Annotated in this window: 16 protein-coding genes and 2 tRNA genes; 9 read left to right on the plus strand and 9 right to left on the minus strand. The window is 47.7% G+C overall.

Features of this window, described 5'->3' with window-relative positions; genetic code table 11:
- Positions 1-36 precede the first annotated feature (36 nt).
- Both DESPODRAFT_RS03150 and DESPODRAFT_RS03155 read right to left on the minus strand, forming a co-directional pair.
- Positions 37-390 carry a PilZ domain-containing protein gene (locus DESPODRAFT_RS03150; protein ID WP_004071250.1) on the minus strand — a complete coding sequence of 118 codons (354 nt, stop codon included), beginning with the start codon at positions 388-390 and terminating at the stop codon, positions 37-39.
- Between the two features lie 94 nt (positions 391-484).
- Positions 485-2,011 (minus strand): HD domain-containing phosphohydrolase, encoded by a 1,527-nt coding sequence (locus DESPODRAFT_RS03155; RefSeq protein WP_004071251.1) that lies wholly within the window; start codon positions 2,009-2,011, stop codon positions 485-487.
- A 240-nt stretch (positions 2,012-2,251) separates the two neighbouring features.
- Here DESPODRAFT_RS03155 and DESPODRAFT_RS03160 point away from each other — a divergent pair, with 240 nt between their 5' ends.
- The 6 genes from DESPODRAFT_RS03160 (at position 2,252) to DESPODRAFT_RS03185 (ending at position 8,602) form a co-directional block, all read left to right on the plus strand.
- The gene (locus tag DESPODRAFT_RS03160; RefSeq protein WP_004071253.1) at positions 2,252-2,710 is read left to right on the plus strand and encodes an Lrp/AsnC family transcriptional regulator; all 459 of its coding nucleotides are present in this window, start codon (positions 2,252-2,254) and stop codon (positions 2,708-2,710) included.
- Between the two features lie 24 nt (positions 2,711-2,734).
- On the plus strand, positions 2,735-4,003 hold the full coding sequence (locus tag DESPODRAFT_RS03165; RefSeq protein WP_004071255.1) for a diaminopimelate decarboxylase family protein: 1,269 nt from the start codon (positions 2,735-2,737) through the stop codon (positions 4,001-4,003).
- Positions 4,004-4,221: 218 nt separating this feature from the next.
- Complete coding sequence (locus DESPODRAFT_RS03170) at positions 4,222-6,117, plus strand: bifunctional acetyl-CoA hydrolase/transferase family protein/GNAT family N-acetyltransferase (RefSeq protein WP_004071257.1); 1,896 nt, start codon at positions 4,222-4,224, stop codon at positions 6,115-6,117.
- Between the two features lie 53 nt (positions 6,118-6,170).
- Positions 6,171-7,175: a tRNA-dihydrouridine synthase family protein gene (locus tag DESPODRAFT_RS03175; RefSeq protein ID WP_004071259.1), complete on the plus strand. Its 1,005-nt coding sequence runs from the start codon at positions 6,171-6,173 to the stop codon at positions 7,173-7,175.
- Between the two features lie 452 nt (positions 7,176-7,627).
- Positions 7,628-7,984 (plus strand): hypothetical protein, encoded by a 357-nt coding sequence (locus DESPODRAFT_RS03180; RefSeq protein WP_040015815.1) that lies wholly within the window; start codon positions 7,628-7,630, stop codon positions 7,982-7,984.
- Positions 7,985-8,188: 204 nt separating this feature from the next.
- Entirely contained in the window at positions 8,189-8,602 is a 414-nt protein-coding gene (locus DESPODRAFT_RS03185; protein ID WP_040015816.1) for a hypothetical protein, read from the plus strand.
- Positions 8,603-8,728: 126 nt separating this feature from the next.
- Here the strand turns inward: DESPODRAFT_RS03185 and DESPODRAFT_RS03190 are convergent, their stop codons facing one another.
- From DESPODRAFT_RS03190 to DESPODRAFT_RS03210, 4 genes are all read right to left on the minus strand, one after another.
- Positions 8,729-10,114 (minus strand): glycosyltransferase family 2 protein, encoded by a 1,386-nt coding sequence (locus tag DESPODRAFT_RS03190; RefSeq protein WP_004071261.1) that lies wholly within the window; start codon positions 10,112-10,114, stop codon positions 8,729-8,731.
- 599 nt (positions 10,115-10,713) lie between these two features.
- Positions 10,714-13,686 carry an excinuclease ABC subunit UvrA gene (gene uvrA, locus DESPODRAFT_RS03195; RefSeq protein ID WP_004071263.1) on the minus strand — a complete coding sequence of 991 codons (2,973 nt, stop codon included), beginning with the start codon at positions 13,684-13,686 and terminating at the stop codon, positions 10,714-10,716.
- Between the two features lie 152 nt (positions 13,687-13,838).
- Positions 13,839-15,647, minus strand: coding sequence for an SLC13 family permease (locus DESPODRAFT_RS03200; RefSeq protein WP_004071265.1), 1,809 nt, complete (start codon positions 15,645-15,647; stop codon positions 13,839-13,841).
- Between the two features lie 709 nt (positions 15,648-16,356).
- Complete coding sequence (locus tag DESPODRAFT_RS03210) at positions 16,357-16,947, minus strand: Uma2 family endonuclease (RefSeq protein ID WP_004071267.1); 591 nt, start codon at positions 16,945-16,947, stop codon at positions 16,357-16,359.
- A gap of 592 nt (positions 16,948-17,539) precedes the next feature.
- On the opposite strand from DESPODRAFT_RS03210, the gene DESPODRAFT_RS03215 reads away from it, so the two are divergent.
- Both DESPODRAFT_RS03215 and DESPODRAFT_RS03220 read left to right on the plus strand, forming a co-directional pair.
- On the plus strand, positions 17,540-18,721 hold the full coding sequence (locus DESPODRAFT_RS03215) for a hypothetical protein (protein WP_004071269.1): 1,182 nt from the start codon (positions 17,540-17,542) through the stop codon (positions 18,719-18,721).
- A gap of 14 nt (positions 18,722-18,735) precedes the next feature.
- Positions 18,736-19,530 carry a mechanosensitive ion channel domain-containing protein gene (locus DESPODRAFT_RS03220; protein ID WP_004071270.1) on the plus strand — a complete coding sequence of 265 codons (795 nt, stop codon included), beginning with the start codon at positions 18,736-18,738 and terminating at the stop codon, positions 19,528-19,530.
- Between the two features lie 111 nt (positions 19,531-19,641).
- Here DESPODRAFT_RS03220 and DESPODRAFT_RS03225 read toward each other — a convergent pair whose 3' ends face one another.
- Entirely contained in the window at positions 19,642-20,817 is a 1,176-nt protein-coding gene (locus DESPODRAFT_RS03225; protein ID WP_004071272.1) for a pyridoxal phosphate-dependent aminotransferase, read from the minus strand.
- Positions 20,818-21,059: 242 nt separating this feature from the next.
- Between DESPODRAFT_RS03225 and leuB the strand changes: the two genes are divergently transcribed.
- Positions 21,060-22,151, plus strand: a complete 1,092-nt coding sequence (gene leuB / locus DESPODRAFT_RS03230; protein ID WP_004071274.1) for a 3-isopropylmalate dehydrogenase — start codon at positions 21,060-21,062, stop codon at positions 22,149-22,151.
- Between the two features lie 143 nt (positions 22,152-22,294).
- Here the strand turns inward: leuB and DESPODRAFT_RS03235 are convergent.
- Positions 22,295-22,371: transfer RNA gene (locus tag DESPODRAFT_RS03235), tRNA-Asp, on the minus strand.
- Between the two features lie 15 nt (positions 22,372-22,386).
- Positions 22,387-22,462 (minus strand) — tRNA-Val (locus DESPODRAFT_RS03240).
- Positions 22,463-22,696 lie beyond the last annotated feature (234 nt).

Genomic DNA, 22,696 nt, shown 5'->3' on the forward strand with positions numbered 1-22,696 from the left:
GCCGGTTTTAAATTTTACCCAATATACTGCCCGGCACTAGTCACTGCCTTCAATATTATACAAAATCAACGTTTTGAGATGGGTATATGTCTCTAAGTCCATGGACTGGAACTCTACACCGAATCCGGCATCCGTATGTCTGACGATTCGTCCCTGAATTTCCAGTTTGAGATCGTCTATCCCTCCGGACAGATAAACACCCACCCGGCAGGGCGTATCCAAGGAAGGCCGCGAGTTTGTCTTAACAAACACCCCTCTTTGGCTCAAATCCTTTGAATTGGCCGCAAGCTTGACGTTTTGTCCGGACTCATCAAGCATATGAATGTCGATTTTGGTTGTAAAAACTACCCTGGAATGTTTTCGCCTGTCGTTTTTGTCTGAAATGCTCAATGCAAATTCACTCCACGCTGAAAGATCTAAAATGTTATACTACGTAATAATTTTTTAGGTCAGATTAGCATATTTCATTTTCAGGCTCAAGCCATTAAAAATCATCGGGCAGATCCTGATCCGCTACCTGCAGAAAAACATCGACCACATCAGGATCAAACTGGGTGCCTGAATTTTTAATTATGATGTCAAGGACAACCTCCTTGTCCATTTTTTTTCGGTAGGCCCTGTCCGAGGCCATGGCGTCATAACAGTCGGCAACGGACAAGATCCTTGCAAGCGTGGGAATCTGTTTTCCTTTAAGGCCGTCCGGATATCCCATACCGTCAAAACGTTCGTGATGATGCCGGATAATTTGCGATTCCCTGTCCCACAGGCCCAGTGTGCTTATAATATCAGCACCGATGGCAGGATGCTCTTTTATTTTTTCGTATTCATCTTCGGTAAGGCGTCCGGGTTTTAAGAGGATATCATCTCTGATGCCTATTTTACCGATATCATGGAGGCTGCCTGCCACATTGATCATGTCCAGTTCTTCTTCGCTACACCCCATTTCTTCGGCGATCAGTTGGGCCAGCCTGGCGACCCTGGTGGAGTGTTTGCGCGTATAAAGATCCCTGACCTCAAGAGCCGAAACAAATGCAAACAGGGTAGAGAACAGATTTTCATATATATTTTCATATAGAGCGATATGTTCGATACTCGAAGCGGCTTTCTGAGTGATAAAGCTTAAATAATAAATATCCTGTTCACCAAAAAAACGCGGCTCTTGGAAAATATAAGCCGAAACAATACCGAAAATTTTATCCCGGATTTTCAACGGTGCAACCATAAAGGAGTTTACCTGTCCTTTCATTGACGGGATACCTACGGCATCCTTGATAAGACAGGGGGTGTGATCGTTTCCCAACGACTCTATGATAAATGCTTTTTCCTGTTCAGGAATATCTATGGAATAGGCTGCCGGGTGTTTTTTATTTTCCGCGCCGGCCTTATCCACGAGAATCAGGGTGCTGTCCTGTTGTGAATAAACATGAAAAAAGGCCAGATCTGCTTTGAGTTCTTCGACGCTCAACCGGACAACCTTGTTGAAAATTTCGTAACTGGAGTTCAGCGCGGCAAAATCCTCCATGACCCGGTTTAAAGTGTTGACCTCCTCCACTTTTTTGACCAGGTCGTTATTGAGCTGGTGCAGCCGCTCCCGACGTTCCACTTCTTCCTTGAGGATCAGATTTTCAACAAAAAGTTCGCGTTCACGCAGTACCCTGCGAAGGGTCAACTCCATCTGCTCCAGCTTCACCGGCTTGATCAGGTAATCCACAACGCCGTTTTTCAGGGTCTGGATGGTATTTTCAAGGGAAGGATACCCGGTCATCACCACAACAGGCAGGGTACTGTCAATATGGCGAATTTGTTCGGCAAGTTCGAGTCCGTCCATCACGGGCATATTTATATCGGTAAAAATGCAGTCTATTTTTTCCCGGTTGACAATATCCAGGGCCATTTCCCCGTTTCCTGCGGTGTATACCTGGTATCCCTTTCTTTCGAAAAAGCATTCGGTGACATCGAGAATGCCTTCCTCATCATCCACCACCAGGATTTTAATATTCTCCTTGTTCATCCATCTCAACCCGTTGTTAATCTGAATTTACTTAAAATTTACATGTATACGAAATATCGTATTTTATCAATCAAAATCAATTTATCCAAGATTCAGACGATACCCTCGCGAACAGAACTTAATTTGTTATTTTTATTTTTAAATAGAATAATATTCTTGACTTTATAATAAATAGCGAATATTATTTTCATAAATATAAAGCTTGTATGATAAATTTAACATAAATTGAATATTATTGTCATGGATAAAATTGATCTGGAAATTCTTAAAATATTGCAGAAAAAAGCCAGAATACCCAATGTTGAAGTTTCCAGAGCCATCGGCATGGCCCCTTCCGCAGTGCTTGAGCGTATTAAAAAACTGGAGGCAAAAAAGATCATCCAGGGTTATGAGGTGCGCCTGAACCCGGATATGTTCGGCTGTGCCATGACCGCCTTTGTCAGTATCGAGGTGACCCGTGCGTCGAAGATCCGGGAAACCGGCGAACTGTTGGCAGCCATTGAACAGGTCCAGGAAGTCCATTATCTGGCAGGCGGCGACATCCTGATGATTAAAGTAAAGGCGTCCGGCAACATGGAGCTGGAAGAGCTGATACAAACCCGGATCGCCGATGTGAGCAGCGTAAGGGCAACGAAAACATTTATTGCGCTTTCCACTTTCAAGGAAAGTGCCAAGATCAAATTGCCGGATGACGTTTAATTTATTTATAAAGGAATTACTACCATGCCCATGTCACCTGAATTTAAACAGAGACTGTCAACGGTGGTCCAGGATGCCGTATCAGCCTTTGGCACCCCGTTCCATATCTATGATGAAATCGGGATTATTCAAACCTGCCAGGCCCTGAACGAAGCATTTGCCCCTATTGACGGATTCAAGGAGTATTTTGCCGTAAAAGGTCTGCCAAATCCCACGGTGATGGCACTTCTCAAAACCCAGGGGTTTGGGTTTGACTGCTCTTCTGTGCCGGAAATTGAGCTGGCCCGTAAAGTGGGAAGCAATGCCGAAGATATCATGTTCACCTCCAACAACACCACCCGCAGACAGCTCAAAGCCGCCATGGACCAGGGGGGCAGCATCATAAACCTGGACGACATCACCCTGATTGCCAAACTGCCGGCCATACCTGATCTGCTCTGTTTCAGATACAACCCCGGTGCGACACGCCAGGGAAACGCCATTATCGGAAAACCGGAAGAAGCCAAATACGGCCTGACCCGGGAGCAAATCTTTTCAGCCTATGGGCAGGCCCTGGAACTTGGCGTCAAACGATTTGGCCTGCATACCATGATAGCGTCCAATGAACGGAATTACCGATATATGATCGACACGGCGGAGATGCTTCTGGAGCTGGCTGAAGAGGTAAGCCGAGCCCTTGATATCCGGTTTGAGTTCATAAATATCGGCGGCGGATTGGGCATTCCCTACGAGCCGGATCACAAAGCATTCAATCTTGAAGGCATGGCCGTCGGCATCATCGAAGCCTTTGAAAACTTTAAGGCAAAAAACGGCTGGGTACCCAAGCTCTATATGGAAAGTGCCCGGTATATCACCGGTCCACACGGCGTTCTTGTCACCTCGGTGATCAACCATAAAAACACCTACCGCAGCTATGTGGGCGTGGATGCATCCATGTCGGCATTGATGCGCCCCGGGATGTATGGTGCATACCATCATATCCATATCCATGGCAAACCGGAATCCGCCCCATTGAAAACAGTGGATGTCGTCGGTGCGCTGTGTGAGAATAACGACAAGTTCTCCATCCAAAGGCAATTGCCTGAAACCCGCGAAGGCGACATCCTGATTATCCATGATACCGGGGCCCACGGACATGCCATGGGCTTTAACTACAACGGCCAGCTTCGTCCCAAGGAGCTTCTGCTTAAAACCGACGGCAGCATTGAACTGATCCGCCGGGCAGAGACCATGGATGACTATTTCGCCACATTAAACTTTGAGCCCCAAATCATCACACCGGGGCGTTCCTGACTGATATTGCCCGAAACCGGAAACAAAAAATAAAGGGCGTTACAACAGTCTTTACAAAAATCTTGCCGGGGTGGGCGGTTGCGCCCCGGCCTTTGCACAATTTAAGGAAAATGATCAAAATAAAAACAATTGATTATCAATCAGATTTATGATTTCCTTTAACTTGTACATGGGCCTAAAGATTTCGACTCTGGCATTGACCCGGCAGGAAAAATAGCATGGATTTAAAACAGATTTGTCCTGATAAGCTACTCACGGCTGCAGAAAGTGTAAAAAAAATTCGCAATGGTTCACGGGTATTCATCGGTACAGGGTGCGGAGAACCCCAGCACCTGATCCGGACCATGGTCGAAGACCAGTCCCTTCAGGACATTGTTGTTTATCAGATGCTGTCAACCACCCTGGCGCAATATCTCAATGATGATAATTTTTCGTCCCGGTTTTCCATTAAACTATTTTTTATTTCCGTTCTTATGCGTAAATTTGTATTTGAAGGAAAAATTGATTATATCCCGGCATACCTTTCCCAGATCCCAAAAGTTTTCAGGAACAATGAAATCGGCCTGGATGTTGCGCTGGTCCAGGTCAGCCCGCCAGACGCTCATGGTTACTGCTCTTTAGGCATTTCCGTGGACATCACTCTTTCCGGAATGAAAAGTGCGCAGATTACCATCGCACAGGTCAATCCCCAAATGCCCAGAACTTGGGGAGATTCGTTGGTGCACATCGACGATATCGATTATTTGGTTGAATACGAAGAAGAACTTCTGGAATCCCTGCCCAAAACCAAAAATAAAACCGTGGTCGAGCGCATCGGCCATTATGTCAGCCAGTTGGTGGATGACGGTGCCACACTGCAGATCGGTTTCGGGCATCTTCCCCATGCCATCATGCCCTATCTGGCCGGAAAAAAGGACCTTGGTATCCATACCCAGGTCATCACGGACGCCCTGCTGCCTTTATTTAAACAGAAGGTTATCACCAACCGCAAAAAAAATTTTCTCCCTGAACGGGCTGTCGCATCCCTTTGCATGGGGTCAAAGGAACTATATAACTACATAGCAGACAACCCCATGTTCTATTTCAGGTCTTCTGAATTTGTGAATGATCCCAATGTTATTGCCAGAAATGACAATCTGATCTCCATCAGTTCCGCCCTGGAGGTGGATCTGACAGGTCAGGTATGCACGGACTCAAAAGGGTATCTGTTTTATTCGGGCATCGGTGATCAGGTGGATTTCATCAGGGGGTCTGCCATGTCCAAAGGCGGGTTTTCCATTGTCATCATTCCGTCCACGGCCCAGAACGGCCAGGTATCCCGTATTGTGACCCATTTAAGCGAAGGTGCCGGGGTCGCTACCACCCGGGGTGACATTGACCTTGTGGTCACTGAATACGGTATTGCGGAAATCCGCCGGAAAAGCATTTTCCAGCGGGTTATGGAACTGGCCCAGATTGCTCATCCCAAATTCCGCAAGCAGCTCATTGAACAGGCCAAGCAGAACCATTATATTTTCAGTGACCAATTGCCTCCCACAAACCAGGATCTGCTGTTTCTCAATGCATATAGATACAACATGCTCTTGTCCGGTGGAAAACAGTTGCAAGTGAGGCCGCTTCAGCCCTCGGATGAGTTCGAATCCAGAAATTTCTACTATTCCCTCCAGGAGGATTCCATCTATTTCCGGTTTTTTAACAGGCGCAAAGTTTTCTCCAGGCGTATGCTTCAGCAGATGTGGGCCCAGGTGGATTACAGCCGGAATATGACCCTGATCGCCCTGATGCAGCAGGGTAAACGCAAACAGATTGTGGCGGTGGCCTCTTACGCAGAAGTGGACCAAAAGAGTGCGGAAGTGGCATTTCTGGTGCAGGAGGAGCTTCATGGTCAGGGGATTGCCACATTTTTGCTGAGCTGCCTTGAAAAAATCGCCCGGAAAAATAATTATTCCGGGTTTACTGCCCTTGTCCTGGCCGAAAACCGAAAAATGCTTAATGTGTTCAAAAACACCTACCCCCACGCAGAATTTATACGGGGGGAAAGTGGTGAAATTGAAGTGATTATGCCTTTCATCATTGGAAAGCATAATACGCCCCACGATCACTCCCCGGAATAAAAATTGATTTATCTTTGAGCTTAATTCAGGGTAATCCCAGTAAAAAATATCCCATGACAGATAATCGACCCGTTTTGATACTGGCCCCTTTGCAGGGCTTTACCGATGTGGTGTTCAGACAGGCTTATGTCCGGCATTTTACCGGCATTGATCAGGCCATGGCCCCGTTTATCTCCACCATGAGCAGCAGGCGCCTGAAACCGTCCAGGCTGAAAGACGTGGCTCCGGCTTTGAATATAGCCCTTCCCGTGATCCCACAAATTCTGGGAAATAATCCGGATGATTTTATCTATCTTGGAGATTGTCTTTTCGACATGGGCTATACTCAAGTCAATTGGAACCTCGGATGCCCTCATTCAAAAATTGCAGTAAAACTGCGTGGCTCAGGCCTTTTATCCCATCCGGATAAAATAGACGCCTTCCTTTCCAGGGTAATTCCGGGCATGAAGCCTACATTAAGCGTTAAGATTCGTCTGGGCCGTAAAAGCAAGGAGGAGATTTTGGACCTGATTGCAATGTTCAATACCCACAAGCTTGACGAAATTATCCTGCATCCCAGAACCGGGGAACAAATGTATACAGGCACCGCTGATGTTGACGCCTTTGCAGGGGCCATGAAAGCCTGTATCCATCCCATGGTATATAACGGAGATATTGTGGACACGGCATCATGGGAAAAAATCCGGCAGCGTTTTCCGCAAATCAGACGTTTCATGATCGGCAGAGGCATTCTCTCCAATCCCTTTTTGCCCGAGCAGATCAAGGGGGTGATATTCGATTCCCAAAACGCCGACGCCCAAGATCAAGACAGGCAAACGCGTGAACGATTGAAAACCTTTCACGCGGACCTTTTTAATAGTTACAAACAGGTTTTTTCAGGCCCGGCGCACCTTATCGGGCGCATGAAGGGATTATGGAGCTATCTGGGGCCCTCCTTTGAAAAGAGCAAAAAACCGTTGAAAAAACTGCTCAACTCAACTTCGGAGCAGGCTTATTTGGATCGGGTCGGTGAATTCTGGGACATGGATTTAAAATTCTGCCCGGACAGGATAGAATGAGACACCCGCCCGGATAGATAGTGGTATGTCACAAATGAATTGATACCATTTGAATATTCATAGAGATGCGTCCCATTTCATTATATACTCGAGAGTCGTAAGTTTTTTCAAAAAAAAGTGACATTTAAAAATGGAAAGAGCATTTTAGGCTTTTTAACGCCTTGAACAACCAAATTCAAACAAAAAAGGACCCAAAATTCTCAAATATATTTATCAGACTCTACGATTTTTCCGCAATGCTTTTTCAAGAAATATTACCTGGCTCATGTTTTGTATGGTAGTTCTTGGGTTTATCGGAGCATCTGAAATGATTGGTGTTACATCATTTTGTCGATTCTGGGGCCTGAACACAACTGGCTACCATGCATTTATCCATTTCTTTCGGGCATCAACATTCAGAAACCCAAAGCAAGCCATCCTATTTCCGTGGTCATTGCTGGGGGGCCATAGGAATGCTGATTGGATCTATGGCTTCTCCTTTTTGTATACCGTTATCTCTTAAAATCCATCAAGGACTCATTCACGTAAATGATGGGAACTGCTCTGAGGAAACCAGAGATACGCTGGGAAACAGGATTATTCAAATGGCGCTAAATTTTGCGATGAAGCATAATATCCGCAGCGTCCTTACTCTGGACGCTTTTTCCCCCAGTGCCGATGTCTTCAAACTGGCCGGTTCGGTGTTCTCTGTACAGCATCAATCGCCACTGATTACGTTGATTATAAGAGCCAAAAAGAACTGTGTGGCCTATTTCGAAGCACAGATACCTCAAAAAAAAAGCCCGGGTAGACCACCAGAGTATGGTTAAAAAGTACGGTTATTAGAGCTATTTGATCATCAACACCTATTCTCAAAAATCGAATGCACAATTTATGGGAAAATTGAAGATATTTCAATCACTTCCCTGGATTTACTCTGGAAGCCGACAGCTGGTCTGATCCGTTTTGTGCTGGCAATTACCAGTCGTGGTCCTATCGTATTGATGTGCAGTGACCTGCATCAAGATCCTGTTATGGCCCTTGAACTTTATTGCGCCAGGGTCCGTATCGAAACTATGTTTGATATGCTCAAAAATGTCATGGGTGTTTTTCGATATCGATTTTGGACAAAGGGTTTGCCGCGCCATTCGAGAAAGCCCAGAAAGAATAAATATTTGAATCCTCCGATGGGCATTGATCCAAAAAGAAAAGTCAGACGCTGCTTTGATGCATATGAACGATTTGTCATGATCGGTTCAATTGCCCTTGGTTTGCTGCAACTGATTTCATTAAAATATCAAAATTCTGTATGGCGTGAATTTCAAGGCTTCTTGAGAACAAAATCCAGAAGCCTCCCTTCTGAACGAACGGTCAAATTTGTAATCGCCAACTTATTGATCGTTGATTTATTCAGTTCCGCTCCAGGACAAGGAATTGTTTCTCAATAACGCGGCTTCATGACAAGGTGATATTAAAACTGTAGGCCATGGAAAAATGATTGCCAAGGCAAGGAAGGCACGGCAGCACCGGAACAGTGCGCCGTGCCCAAAGAAAAGAAAGTAATTAAGAAAAGATCAGGTCAACTGCCGGGCACCTAATTGGTGGTGAAGATCATTGTCCGGATTGACCTTTGGACAGGCACGTGTCAGCCAACGGGAGTGATGAGGGGTTATCAGGGCATAAGGCTTTATCCAGCTCAGGGCGATGAAAAAGAAAAAGCCATACACAAATGCCAATATTGAGGAAATCTTGCCGAATTTAAAGGCGTAAATCGTGGCGGCCAGGCTGGAGCCCAGCACAATTCCGACAATGGTCTTACTCCCGAATATGGCCGGATTCCACAAAATCAGTCCCCAGGACATCAAGAAAAAAAGCTGCGCCACGGTAAGTTTGATCACGTCGGAAACCAGGTTGATCCGCGCCCCAAGCATTGATCCCCGGCGAAACCGCGTAAATATAAAGGAGGCCATGGCAATGGTCTCACGTACATTGCTCCTGGCCCATCTCAAATACATTTTGCACAGCTGGGTATAAGCCACCGGGACCTCGGTAAAAACTCTGGCATTCTGCTGAAACACCACATCATAGCCCTGGCGAAGAATCATATTTGTCATTGCGCGGTCTTCGCCGATATTGGCGGGTCGCCCAAGAAAAGTCTGGTTCCGCCATTTATCAAGCACACCCATGACAACGGATTTACGGTATGCAGACAGTGCCCCGGGCGTGCAGGTCACTGTACGGACCATGCTCTGGCTGACACGCATGAAATCAAAGCTGAACACAAAAACAATGTCCACCATCCGGGGAATAATACCCTGGGACTGGTTGAGTACCCGAACATTGCCTGCAACAGCGCCGACATCGGGATTTAATGCAAAAGGCGTCACCAGATTCCTAAGGGTGTCGGGTTCCACCATGGAGTCACTATCCACTGTCACCAGAACCGTGCCTCTACTTTTCTTAAACCCATCATAAAGGGCCTGACGTTTGCCCTGATTCCGGGGCTGACGTATAGTCAGAACAGGTAATGAAAGGGTTCTTTTGGCCTGTTTAATCCATTTCCAGGTGTCATCCATACTGCCGTCATCCACCGCAATCAGTTGAATTTTATTCCTGGGATAGTTGCTGGCAGCAAGACTTTTAAGGGTATCAAAAACCTGACGACCCTCATTGTAAGCCGGTACTACGATTGTACAAGTGGGCAGCTGATCATCGGACACACCCGGAATTGGCCTGTATTTCAGAACCAGGATGATTCTCCATACCAGCTCTGCCAGGGCAAGACTGGAAAAAACCGAGAATACGGCAATCAACGCACGCCCCCAGACCACCCCTTTAAGAAATTGGATGGCAGATGAACCGCCTGTGCCATATAAAAAGACCGCTGCCAAAACTGCCAGGATACAAGCCAGGGCTGCAATTTTATTTTTATTTCTAATATTCTCTCTGATCATTACCATCGTTTATATCTCCTTAATTCTTTAAAATCCATCGCCGGTATAGCAATGAACGTGACATAGCATAGCAAAGGGCATGCCAAACAATAACATACTGAATTTAAACAAAATATATAAAAAAACAAGAATTCATATACAAAATGGTTACCAAAACTTCATCCATAGCAACGATATTTTCATTTTTAGCTGTTTTAGATATCCTTGTAAGCATCAGCCTGAACAAAACGCCAAAATGCCCTGTGATTTATAGTCCACAGGGCATTTTAGCTTTGAATCAGTCTGTCAAACAGGACTGAAGCCTACCTGATCACAATTCTTTTTCTTTTTTAAATCACCATTTAATTGTGAGGCCATGTGTGGAAATGCTCTTCCAACACAGGAAGGTGATGATGGTGGAGAGACAAGGACAGATAGCGTATGCACTGGTTTCAGGGGGTTATTGTGTCCTTTGTCATACATAACTGTTATATGCAAATAACATACCAATAATGCAACTGCTTATATTTAAATCTTTTTTTTCAAAAAGAGGCATTCTGCCAATAAAAAACCGAGTTACAAAATTTTCACTCCTGACCCTCAAAAGATGCAAAAAACGTAACTCATCAAACAAAAATGTAACCGCCGGAGTTAAGGATGGGAATTAAATACCGGCCAGTATAGCTGCCGGGGTCTTTAGCCACATCCTCAGGCGGACCGGCCGCCACAATCCTTCCTCCGCCGCTGCCCCCCTCGGGACCTATGTCCAGAATCCAGTCTGCCGTCTTAATCACATCCAGATTATGTTCAATGATCACAACGGTGTTGCCGGCATGGGTAAGGCGCTGGAGCACCTGCAGCAGCATACGGATGTCGTGGAAGTGCAGCCCGGTGGTCGGCTCGTCCAGGATATAAAGGGTGTCGCCGGTGTCCTTTCTGGCAAGCTCCCGGGCCAGCTTAATCCGCTGGGCTTCGCCGCCCGACAAGGTGGTGGCTGCCTGACCCAGTTTAATATAGGAGAGCCCCACATCCACGAGCGTATCCAGAATTCTTATGATCTTGGGATAGGCGTCAAACAGATCCCTGGCCTGCACTACGGAAAGATCCAATACATCGGCAATGGAATGATCCTTGTACTTAATTTCCAGGGTGGACTTGTTGAACCGCTTGCCGTGGCATACGTCACAGGGCACAAACACATCGGCCAGAAAGTGCATCTCCACCTTGATGTATCCGTCGCCCTGACAGGCCTCGCACCGGCCACCCTTAACATTAAAAGAGTACCGTCCTTTTTTATATCCCCTGGCCTCGGATTCGGGCAGCATGGCAAAGAGGTCCCGGATAGGATCGAACAGCTTGGTATATGTGGCGGGATTGCTGCGCGGGGTCCGGCCGATGGGTTTTTGGTCAATGTTGATGATTTTATTAATGTGGGACAGCCCGGTGATCTTTTTATGTTTTCCCACACTCATCTGGGAGCCGTGCAGTTTTACCGCCAGGGCCGGGTAAAGAATCTGGTTGATCAGGGTGGATTTACCGGCTCCGGACACACCGGTGACGGCCGTTAAAAGCCCCACAGGGATTTTGGCTGTGATGTTGGCCAGGTTGTTTTCACATGCCCCGTGGATGGTGAGCCATTTATCTCCCATGGTTTTGGGGGTCCTTCGTTTTTCAGGCACGGCAATGGTCTCATGTCCGCTTAAAAATTGACCGGTGAGGGAAACCGGGTTGTTCCTGATCTGTTCAGGGGTACCCTGGGCTACGATCTCGCCACCCAGATGACCGGCACCCGGGCCGATGTCCACAATCCAGTCCGAGGCCTCCATGGTTTCCTGGTCATGCTCCACAATGAGCAGGGTGTTGCCGATATCCCGCAGATGCTTCAGCGTGGACAGCAATTTAATGTTGTCTCTCTGGTGAAGGCCGATGGAGGGTTCATCCAGAATATAAAGCACCCCGGTCAGTTCAGACCCCACCTGGGAGGCCAGGCGGATGCGCTGGGATTCCCCGCCGGAGAGGGTGGGACCGGACCGGTCCAGGGAGAGATAATCCAAACCGACGTTCACCAGAAAACCCAGACGATCCCGGATCTCCTTGAGCAGTTCGGCGGCAATGAGCTTTTTGCTGCCGGTCAACACCAGTGAAGAGATAAAATTATAGGCATCTTTCACGGTCATCTCAGTGACATCTATAATGGATTTTTCATTGATCCTGACATGCAAAATTTCATCCCGCAGCCGCCGCCCCTTACATGCCGGACAGATGGCCGAAGTCATGAAATCGATATAGTACTTTTTCTGATGTTCGGACTGGGTGTTCCTGTACCGGCGCATCAAGGTGTGGATCAGACCTTCGTGGGTGCGGGAAAATTGACCCTGGATCTTTGACGAGTTCCAGTTCACGGTCATCTGTTTATCTCCGGAGCCGTAGAGCAGCAGATCCCGGTCTTTTTGGGGCAGCTTTTTCCAGGGCATATTAAAATCAATACCCCACTGCTCCTCCATGGCCAGTAACTGGCCCTTGCCCCAGGAATTTTCATTGTTGAAGCGCGGGTTCTTGATGAAATAGTTTTTCCAGGGAACCACCGCACCCTCACGGATGGATAGATTGGGATCCGGCACCACCTTATCCGGATCAATGGCCAAAAGGGTGCCGATACCGTTACAGTCAGGACACATGCCCAAAGGAGAGTTAAAAGAAAAAATCTGGGGCGTAAGTTCCGGATAGGCAATACCGCAACAGGAACGTGCCTCGCTCATTTTCAAGTCTTCCCGGCCCAGCATGTGCACAATGAGCTGGCCTGCGCCCAGTTTCAGGGCCGCTTCCACGGAATCGGTGAGTCGTTTTTCAAACGCGGCCTGGGGCGCTACCACCAGCCGGTCTATAACCACTTCAATGTGGTGTTTTTTATTGCGGGCCAGGGCTTGGACATTTTCAAGATCCTGGACCACCCCGTCCACCCGGACCCTTGCATAACCTTCGCGTTTGAGCTCTTCAAGGCGTTCCCGATGTTCCCCCTTGCGGTTTTCCACAATGGGCGCCAGAATAAGGATCTTAGACCCGTCAGGCAGATCCATAATCTGGGAGACCATGGCCTGGGCATGGCCCCGTCCCACCTTTTTCCCGCATTTATAGCAATACTGGGTCCCCACCCGGGCAAAGAGCACCCGCAGGTAGTCGTAAATTTCAGTGATGGTACCCACGGTGGAGCGTGGATTTTTGGAAGCGGACTTCTGTTCAATGGCAATGGTGGGAGAAAGCCCCCGGATGGTATCGTAGCGGGGTTTTTCCATCTGCCCGATGAACTGCCGGGCATAGGAGGACAAGGACTCAACATACCGGCGCTGGCCTTCGGCAAAAATGGTATCAAAGGCCAGGCTGGACTTGCCCGACCCGGAAACACCCGTCACAACCACCAGCTTTTTTTTGGGGATCTCTACATCAATATTTTTAAGATTATGTTCCTTGGCACCCCGGACAATGATCCGGTCCAGTTCCTTGGACCGGGAATCTTCTTCCAGGGGGTGCAGGGGAGTCGGGCTATGAGCAGCATATTTATCAGCTGTCTGGGTTACAGCGGCAGCAATATTTTTTTTCATGGGTCACCAGGATTTGTTTTTGGTTACCCCAACAACGATAATCACCTGCAATAAAAAGTAAAGTCTGGATAACGGGATTTTAACTATAATCATTGTGAATGGGTAATTTTAGCAAACGCCTTCACTCATACCATAAAAATTAACCCTATACTCTATAGAGCGAGAAGAACAACCGCCGTCGTCGCCATAACCAAAGACAAACCAACTCCGACCTTGATGAAATCCTTTGTTTTGTATCCTCCGGGCCCCATGGTCATCAAATTACATTGATGAGCAAACGGAAGAACAAAGGCGCAACTGGCGCCATAGGCCACAGCAAGAAATGTTTTACTGACATCAATACCGCTAGCTTCTGCTGCAGGATAAGCAACCGGTGCAAGGATAACCGCGGCTGCCGCATTGTTAGATGCCGTGCTAAACAGAGAAGAAACCACAAACAGCACCCCCAAAACATAGAACGGCCCCAAACTCATCTGCGCCGGGAACAAATTGGCGGCCATTTTACCCGCCACACCGGTCTGGAATAGTGCGTCACCCAGAGGAATTGTACCTATAATCAGAAATAGGATTCGAAAATCAATTGCTTTTTGAGCGCCTCGAAGCGAGACACAGCCGGTTGCCACCATTAAAAGCGCACTGGCCAAGGCACTGACCGCAAGAGGGAACAATCCGAGAACCGGCGGTAAAAGGGCCACGGCCAGAAGCACAAGCGCGATAGGTGCGTGTCGGACATCCTCTTCAGATTGTTGCCGATCCAGAAGCACCAGATCATTATTTTCCTCAAGCTTTCGGAAATATCGGACGGGGCCGTATACGAGCAGGGCATCACCAAGTTTCAACGGGGTAGCGCCTACGTCTTTTTCGATAATTTTACCGCTTCTTAAAATGGCGAGGACTGACAGTCCAAACACGTTTCGAAAACTAATGTCGATCAGGGTTCTATCGAGGAAGGCAGAGTGAGGTGAAATTAATACCTCAGCCATATTGATCCCCCGTCCTCTCAGACTCTCCAACTCGACCTCAGTTGCAATCTCAATAGAAATTGAGTGCACTTTGGCAAGTCTTTGAGCGTCTTCATCCCGTCCATCGACAAAGAGAACATCGCCGGCATGCATCTTGAGATCCGGCCGGATGTCTATGAATTGTTTTCTAAAACCCTTTTTGCGGGCGATTTGGACAACTTCGATCTGGAATCGCTTTCCAAGGCTTGCCTTTTCAATTGTGGCATCGGCCAAATCAGACCCCGATGGAATGGTCAGTTTGAAAAGTTTTTTTTCGGGATTGTACCGTTTTTTCAACCGCTCTTGGAAACTTCCGACCCTGGGTGTGTTGTCCAACCTATTCTTACCGATTAGTCTGGTCCCGATCAGAACCATATATGCAATGCCGGCGACAGAGATGGGAACGCCTAAAACAGCGAACTCAAACATCCCGAGAGCTTTATCTCCGCCGCTAAGTCGGTCAAGTTCACTTCCAAGAATAAGGTTGGAAGTCGTCGAGATCAAGGTAAGCGTGCCGCCGAGAATCGCCGCATACCCCAGGGGCATCATTAATCGAGAAGGGGAAATGTTTGCCCTGCGGGAGAGCACCAAAACAGCTGGAAGGAAAACTGCAACAGTAGCCGCGTTTGACATGATTGCGGAGAGAACACAGGTGGTGACCATGATCAGCAAAACCAGACGCCACTCTTTTTTGCCACCGAACCGCTCAAGCATTCTCCCCATCAGCGTAGCGACACCGCTCTCCTTAAGCCCGGCTGAAAGTACGAATATGGCTCCCAGAGAAATCACCGCGCTGTTACCGAACCCGCGGAGGGCTGCCTCAGCAGGATTAACAGTCCCGGTGAGCGCAAGCACAACCGGGATCGAAAGAGCAGTGGCCTCAAGAGGGATAAGCTTGCTGATAAAAAGAACCATGGCCGCAACCAACGTAGCAACGGCGATCCAGGCGTGGATATCCATTTTTATGATCCCTCCATGTTATCGTTGGGCTGAATCCGTATGGATTGTGGAAGTCTTGGTCCTGATCCGTGGCCAAAGAGTTTTTTTTGTTTTGTATTCCTTAAAGTCAATCCATATCAGAAATGATTTGTTTAATCGTCTCTGCAAGTTGAGGAACATCTTTTGCACAAGTATCAAAAGCATAAAACAAGTCGGATAAAGAATCAAGCATTTGGGATGACATTTTTCCTCAATTTCAGAGGGCGCCGTCCCGCCCTATCAAGCATCGTCCCCGGGATTTGTACAGGCAAATTGAGGGAAACAAAATGTGATTCAAGCTTCAAGGTTCAGGCTGAATTCCGGCCTGTTCTTCAGATAGATGAAAAACATCGGAAAGCCGTATGCGGGAAAACCGCACGTACGGTTTAATGAAAGGAGGCTGGACTATACCCTGGCTCCTGCTCTACCCAAATCTGTCCCCGGATTATTCGATAATCAAGTTTTGATCTCCTCCAGGAAGAGAGCAAACATTTTGTCTGCCGTATTAAAGCAAGAAGCACCAGAACAATAGTCATCCAGAATGATATTAAACCCGACAGCCATGTATTCTATAAAGAACACTTAAAAGTATACACCTTGATTCTGACCTATGGACTGATGTTTTTTCTTGACGGCTCAATCAAGAACATCTGGGGGAATGAACCCTGTTTCATCAAGCTGCCGGAATCTGTTAACCTTTCTGTTCAAACTCAATATCCCAATAAATTTCAGATAGTGGCAATTCACAATTAACAGATTCCATTTTTAGAATTTGATCGACATTTTTTAGTGATCGATACTCCCACTTACCATCATTACTGCGCATAAATTGTTCAACATAATATCTATCCTGAGAGACAAGGATGTATTCTTGAAGTGTTGGGATTGCCTGGTAAAAGCCAAATTTTTTTCCTCTGTCAAAGGCTTCTGTCGATTCTGAAAGAATTTCTATAATAACAATCGGGTTTGTCAGTGTATCGAATTCGTTGTCTTCAAATTCAGCATCGTTGCAAGAGATTGCAATATCAGGGTAGACATAACCATTTTCAATTTTTACCCGCATATCATTGGGCCACACCTCACACGGGGTATTAGTGGCTTCGAATTTATTCCCTATTTTTCTTGTAAGATTAGCATTAATTCGAACATGGTTTTTTCTTGCTCCGACCATAGCAAATATTTCACCCTCGAAATATTCATACTTGATATCCAGGGCGCTTCGTTCCATGGCCAAATATTCTGCCTGTGTCATAGTATTTTTTTCTTTTGGTTGTGTGGTCATTTTTTCTCCTGTTCTAATATTCAATCGGCCGTGGCCGCATAATAGGTTCTTGTAAGAAACATTTTGACCCTTCACAAAGATACGACCCTTGATACACAGCCATGCAGTCACCACAGGTAATGTAAAATCGGAGCTTTACCCTTCCCGGGTGGTAGGCTTCATGGCCTGCAAACTATTGTTCCGATAGCTGGTTGGTTGTATCGTTCACATCTAGGCATAGGCTCTCCCGATTGTGGTAAATTCATGAACCTATTTTATAATATTTTGTAAATCTTCTCAATGATTTGGATTTTACATACTTGCCTTCTCATTTGTTGTAAGATAATGGATAAGTGTACATTTATGAAAAAAGGTTGAATTCAGACTCTTGAGCATCTGTTCAACTTTTGTTATACCTTGCTCAGCAAAAGGCAACTTCCTATCTGTCCGGAAAAAATTTCCACCCAGGCCTGCATGGCCCATGGACATAATCCGGATGCGGTGTTCTGTAAATTCTGTTCAGAGCGCCTGAATCCTTCAAGCGGCAAATAAGACCTGATCAACCCGGAAGGGCCGGACGAACACCGACATGAATTTAACATGAGGAAATGACGTGAACCGGAAAAAACCGAATCTGTGGGAATATGTCCCCCTGGCAGATTATGCCGCTCCCCAGGCAACCATCTCCCGCACCATAAAACGCGGGATAAAGGATATCTGGCAACGATTTCAGCGGAACGACACCCAGATCCATGACCCTGCTCAGAATTTGGAATACCTGTCGCCTTCTGCCGTTGAAAAAGTTGCGCCCCTCTCTAACTGGTCCGGGGCTGTCCGGGCGCTTGAAATCGCGGTAAAAGAGAAAACCGGATCAGCGCAGGCCCCGTCTGTTATGATGGTTGCGGGCCTGCCCGGCAGCGACAATGCCCAGATCCTGTCCCGTCTGGCCAAGGCCTTGGAATGGCGGCTGATTCCGGCGCCAGATCCAGAGCAGATTCTCAGCCAGGACCTGACATGGCTGGACTGGACAAAGTCCGCAGATACTCCCTGGGTAGTCCCCGACATAGCTAAAACCTATCTGCGCCATGTTCGTGGACTGACCCTGATCCGCCAACTCCTGGCGAACATCAATTCAAAGGCTGTGGGCACTGGTGTTATCGGATGCAACTCCTGGGCTCTGACTTATTTGCGACGGATACTCCCGGTTCCGTTTCCAAAAGCGGTGGTAGCACAGGCGTTTGACGATCTCTCCCTGGGCAGATGGCTGAGCCGGAGGGCAGATGATGGATGCGGTCGGCAGATACTCTTCCGCCAGGCAAACAACGCAGAAACAGTTCTACCTGCAGATGGCGATACCAGGGCAAGTGCCTTTATCAATCAACTGGCAGCCCGCAGTTTTGGTATACCGGGCATTGCCCTTCAGATCTGGCGGCGGGCCCTGAAACGCGAACCGGATCAGACCGCCGGTGACCAGGCGTCTGAAACAGGACCCGCCGACGAAATCACCATCTGGGTGGAGCCCTGGGAAAAAATACCATCTCTTGTTGTCCCTTCGGACCTGGGGCTGGCATCCCCGATCCTCATGCACACCCTGCTGCTTCATAACGGGTTGCCCCGGGATCTTGCCGTGGACCTGCTTCCCTTTCCCGCTACTGAGGCAGGCCGGACACTTCTTACGCTGACTGACGCAGGAATTGTGGAAACCCACCAGGGAGAGTTAAAAATATCGGCCCATTGGTATCCGTCCGTGAGAGCCCACCTCAACGGGGAAGCCTATCTGACAGACAAATTCTAAAGGAGGATTGACCCATGGAATTTTTCCAGCAGATGAACCAGGAAACCGTTATCAGGGTCGTTTTGTTGGCCGGCCTGGCCCTGGTGCTGATCGGACTCAGTCAGAAGGTGATTCCGTGGATAGCGGACCGACTCTCGGGCCGGCATCGGCTCTATGTCCTGGCCACAGTACCGCTGACCCGTCTTGTCATCATCCTGGCCTCTGTGTGGATGATCATCTCCATTGTCGTGGATCCAAAAGCGCAAAATATATTTGCCCTGCTGGGGACCCTGGGTCTGGCCCTGGGGTTTGCTTTCAAGGACTATGTCGGCAGCCTCATCGCCGGCATCGTCACTCTCTATGAACTGCCCTACCGGCTTGGGGACTGGATCTCTGTGGACGGGGTTTACGGAGAGGTCAAATCCATCGGCATGCGGTCCTATGAGATACTCACCCCTGATGATACGGTGGTGGTGATCCCTCACCTGAAGCTCTGGGGGGAAATGATCTTCAATGCCAACGACGGCAGTCGCCACCTCCAGTGTGTTGCCAGGTTTTACCTCCACCCCGAGCACGACCCCGGGCTGGTAATCCAGGCCCTGGAAGATACGGCCATGACCAGCGCCTATCTTCAGCTGTTAAAACCGGTGGTTATCCTTGCCTCGGAAGGGCCCTGGGCCACGGAATACAGGATCAAGGCCTATCCGGTGGACGCCCGGGACCAATTCCGGTTCACAACGGACCTGACCCTGAGGGGAAAACAGGCCCTGATGGGCTTGGGAGTGCGTTTTCCTGCTCCCGGGGTGCTGGACAGCAGAGAAGGGGCATGAACCGGTGCACTCCGAAAAAAAAGAGCATATCCCAGGCAGCACTATCAGAATTGATAGAGTTTAAAAAATATTTTTGGGGGACAAATTGTCCCCCAAAAATATGGCGTTATTTTATTTTTGAGCCTTTTCCATGGCCCGTTTGAATCCGGGCATGGCATTTGTAATGGACTGTTCACGAACGGCATAGGAGAGTCGGATATGGCCGGGGCCACCAAATCCTGAACCGGGTACGGCCAGGATATTCTCTTCTTTAAGCAGACCTGCAAATTCCACATCATTCTCAATGGGGGTCTTGGGAAACAGGTAGAATGCACCGTCGGGAACATTAAACTCATACCCTGCCGCAGCAAGGCCCTCACAGATCATGTCCCTGCGTTTGCGATAGATATCAATATCCACACATACGCCCTGCAGCTTTCCTACCACCTGCTGAAACAGCGCCGGGGCGTTCACAAACATCATGGTATTGGCCACGGCCGCGGCTGACGCGATCATTGCCGCATCTTCAGCCCCGGGATGGACCGCAAGATATCCCACACGTTCACCGGCCAGGGAGAGCTCCTTGGAATAGGAGGTCAGCACAATGGTATGGTCATATACGCCAAACATCCAGGGCACATTCACATCATAGGCAATTTTGCGGTAGGGTTCGTCCGAAATCAAATAAATGCGTTTACCAAACACCTGACTTTTCTTTTCCAGAAGCTGCCCCAGCTCATCCAGTTCCTGTTTGTTATATACCACGCCCGTGGGGTTGTTCGGAGAATTGATCAACATGACGCGGGTATCTTTACTAATAGCATCGTCAATGGCCCCAAGATCCAAATGAAAGTCGGGCTTGGTAGAGACGGTTTTAAGATTGGCTCCGCAAATAAACGCATACTGGTTGTACCCCACAAAATATGGGGCCGGCACCAGGATCTCTTCGCCGGGATTAACCAAGGCTTTTAAGGCATCATTCAGAGCACCGGCAGCCCCCACACTCATGACCACCAAATCCGCAGTCATCCCAACGCCGCACTGGGTGTTCAGGTAATCGGCGACGGCCTGGCGCACCCAGGGGTATCCTGCATTGGGCATATATCCGTGAGAAGTTGCGGCATCATTGATCAGACCCAGCAGCGTTTCCTTCACCACCGGCGGCGGCGGGACATCGGGATTTCCCAACGAAAAATCAAACACGTTATCAGCCCCGAACTGTTCTCTCATCCGGATGCCCTCCTCGAACATTTTTCTGATCATGGATGCGGATTTTACGATTCCGACCATCTTGTCTGCAATTGGCATGGCAGCACCTCTTTATACGTTAAGAGTAAATAAAAATTTGGAAGACACCATAGCGTAAAACGCTTTAAACCAAAACGTTTAATTTATCCACGAACAGGGCAATCTCATTTAAATATCTCATGAAAATAATAGATAAGGCCTATCTTGGATAAAATTGTTGTTCTTGCATCTTGCCTTATTCAATATATTCCAGTATAATTTAATTAAATTAATTATTTATAAACTTACAGGAGACAAAAACATTGAACGAAATTGCTGTACTTGCCGGAGATGGTATTGGTCCAGAGGTCATGGCACAGGCAATCAGAGTGCTTGATAAAACTGCTGAGCTTTTTGATTTTAAACTATCCTATGAATACGCAGATGTGGGTGGTGCAGCCATTGATAATCATGGCAAAGCACTGCCGGCCTCAACCCTGGCATTGTGCGAACAAAAAGATGCCATTTTGTTTGGTTCGGTGGGGGGACCCAAATGGGAACATCTGCCACCGGAGGAACAGCCTGAACGTGCGTCCCTTCTGACGCTGCGCAAACACTTTGGTTTATACTGCAACCTAAGACCCTCCAAAGTATTCCCTTCCCTTGCGTCCGCCTCTCCCCTGAAACCGGAAATCATAAAAAACGGATTTGACATTTTATGTGTCAGAGAACTGACCGGCGGGATCTATTTTGGTGTACCCAGGGGCAAAAGAGGCAGCGGCCAGGAGGAAACCGCATTTGATACCATGGTATATTCCAGATTCGAAATTGAGCGGATTGCCAAAATGGCGTTTGAGGCCGCCAGGAAAAGGCGCAGCATTGTAACGTCTGTGGACAAGGCCAATGTACTCACCGCCATGGTTCTGTGGCGGGAAGTGGTCACAGAAGTCTCCAAATCATATCCGGATGTCACCTTGAATCATATATACGTTGACAATGCCGCCATGCAGCTTATCCGAAACCCCCACCAGTTTGATGTGCTTTTATGCGGAAATATGTTTGGCGATATTATATCTGACGAATGTGCCATGATCACCGGATCAATGGGGCTGCTCTCTTCGGCAAGCCTGAATGAAAAAAAATTCGGCCTTTATGAGCCGGCTGGCGGCTCTGCGCCGGATATTGCGGGCAAAGGTATAGCCAATCCCATTGCCCAAATCTTGTCCGCAGCCATGATGTTGAAATACTCCTTTGAACAAACCCGGGCAGCTGATGCCATTGAGGCGGCAATTTCCGACGTTCTTAACCAAGGAATCCTCACTGCAGATCTGACCGATAAAAAAGAAAATGCTGTCAATACTGAGGAAATGGGAACTGAAATTATCAATGCTCTGACAAAGACTCACAGAGCCTGACGCATCATTATTTAACCCTGCACACCCCGGCGATCAAGAATCTTTTTCTTGATCGCCGGTTTTTTTGTCTTTACTTATTTGTGTATTCCTCAAAAAAAACACAAAGGGCTTTTGAGTTTCCTCAAAAGCCCTTTGCTTTATTGTGGCGGGAGTGACGAGACTCGAACTCGCGGCCTCTAGCGTGACAGGCTAGCGTTCTAACCAACTGAACTACACCCCCGTAACTTGCCTGATGTGGTGGGCGATGCAGGGATCGAACCTGCGACTTCAAGCTTGTAAGGCTTGCACTCTCCCAGCTGAGTTAATCGCCCGAAACGGAAGCATATATATCAAGCACCAATCTGTGTGTCAAGTAAAATTATTATTATTTTATTTTTTTTTACCGCTTCTCTTACAACGGATGAAATTGTATAGGAGGTGTCTGCTCCAGAATACAGAAAAATTTCTATAGCACAAAATGAGGTACAAACGGGGATAGCTAAATTAAGGAGAAATGACGTCTTTCAATTTCAAATTGAAGATACGGTGAACCGCGCCTTAATTAT

The sequence above is a fragment of the Desulfobacter postgatei 2ac9 genome (genome assembly GCF_000233695.2).
Taxonomy (GTDB): domain Bacteria; phylum Desulfobacterota; class Desulfobacteria; order Desulfobacterales; family Desulfobacteraceae; genus Desulfobacter; species Desulfobacter postgatei.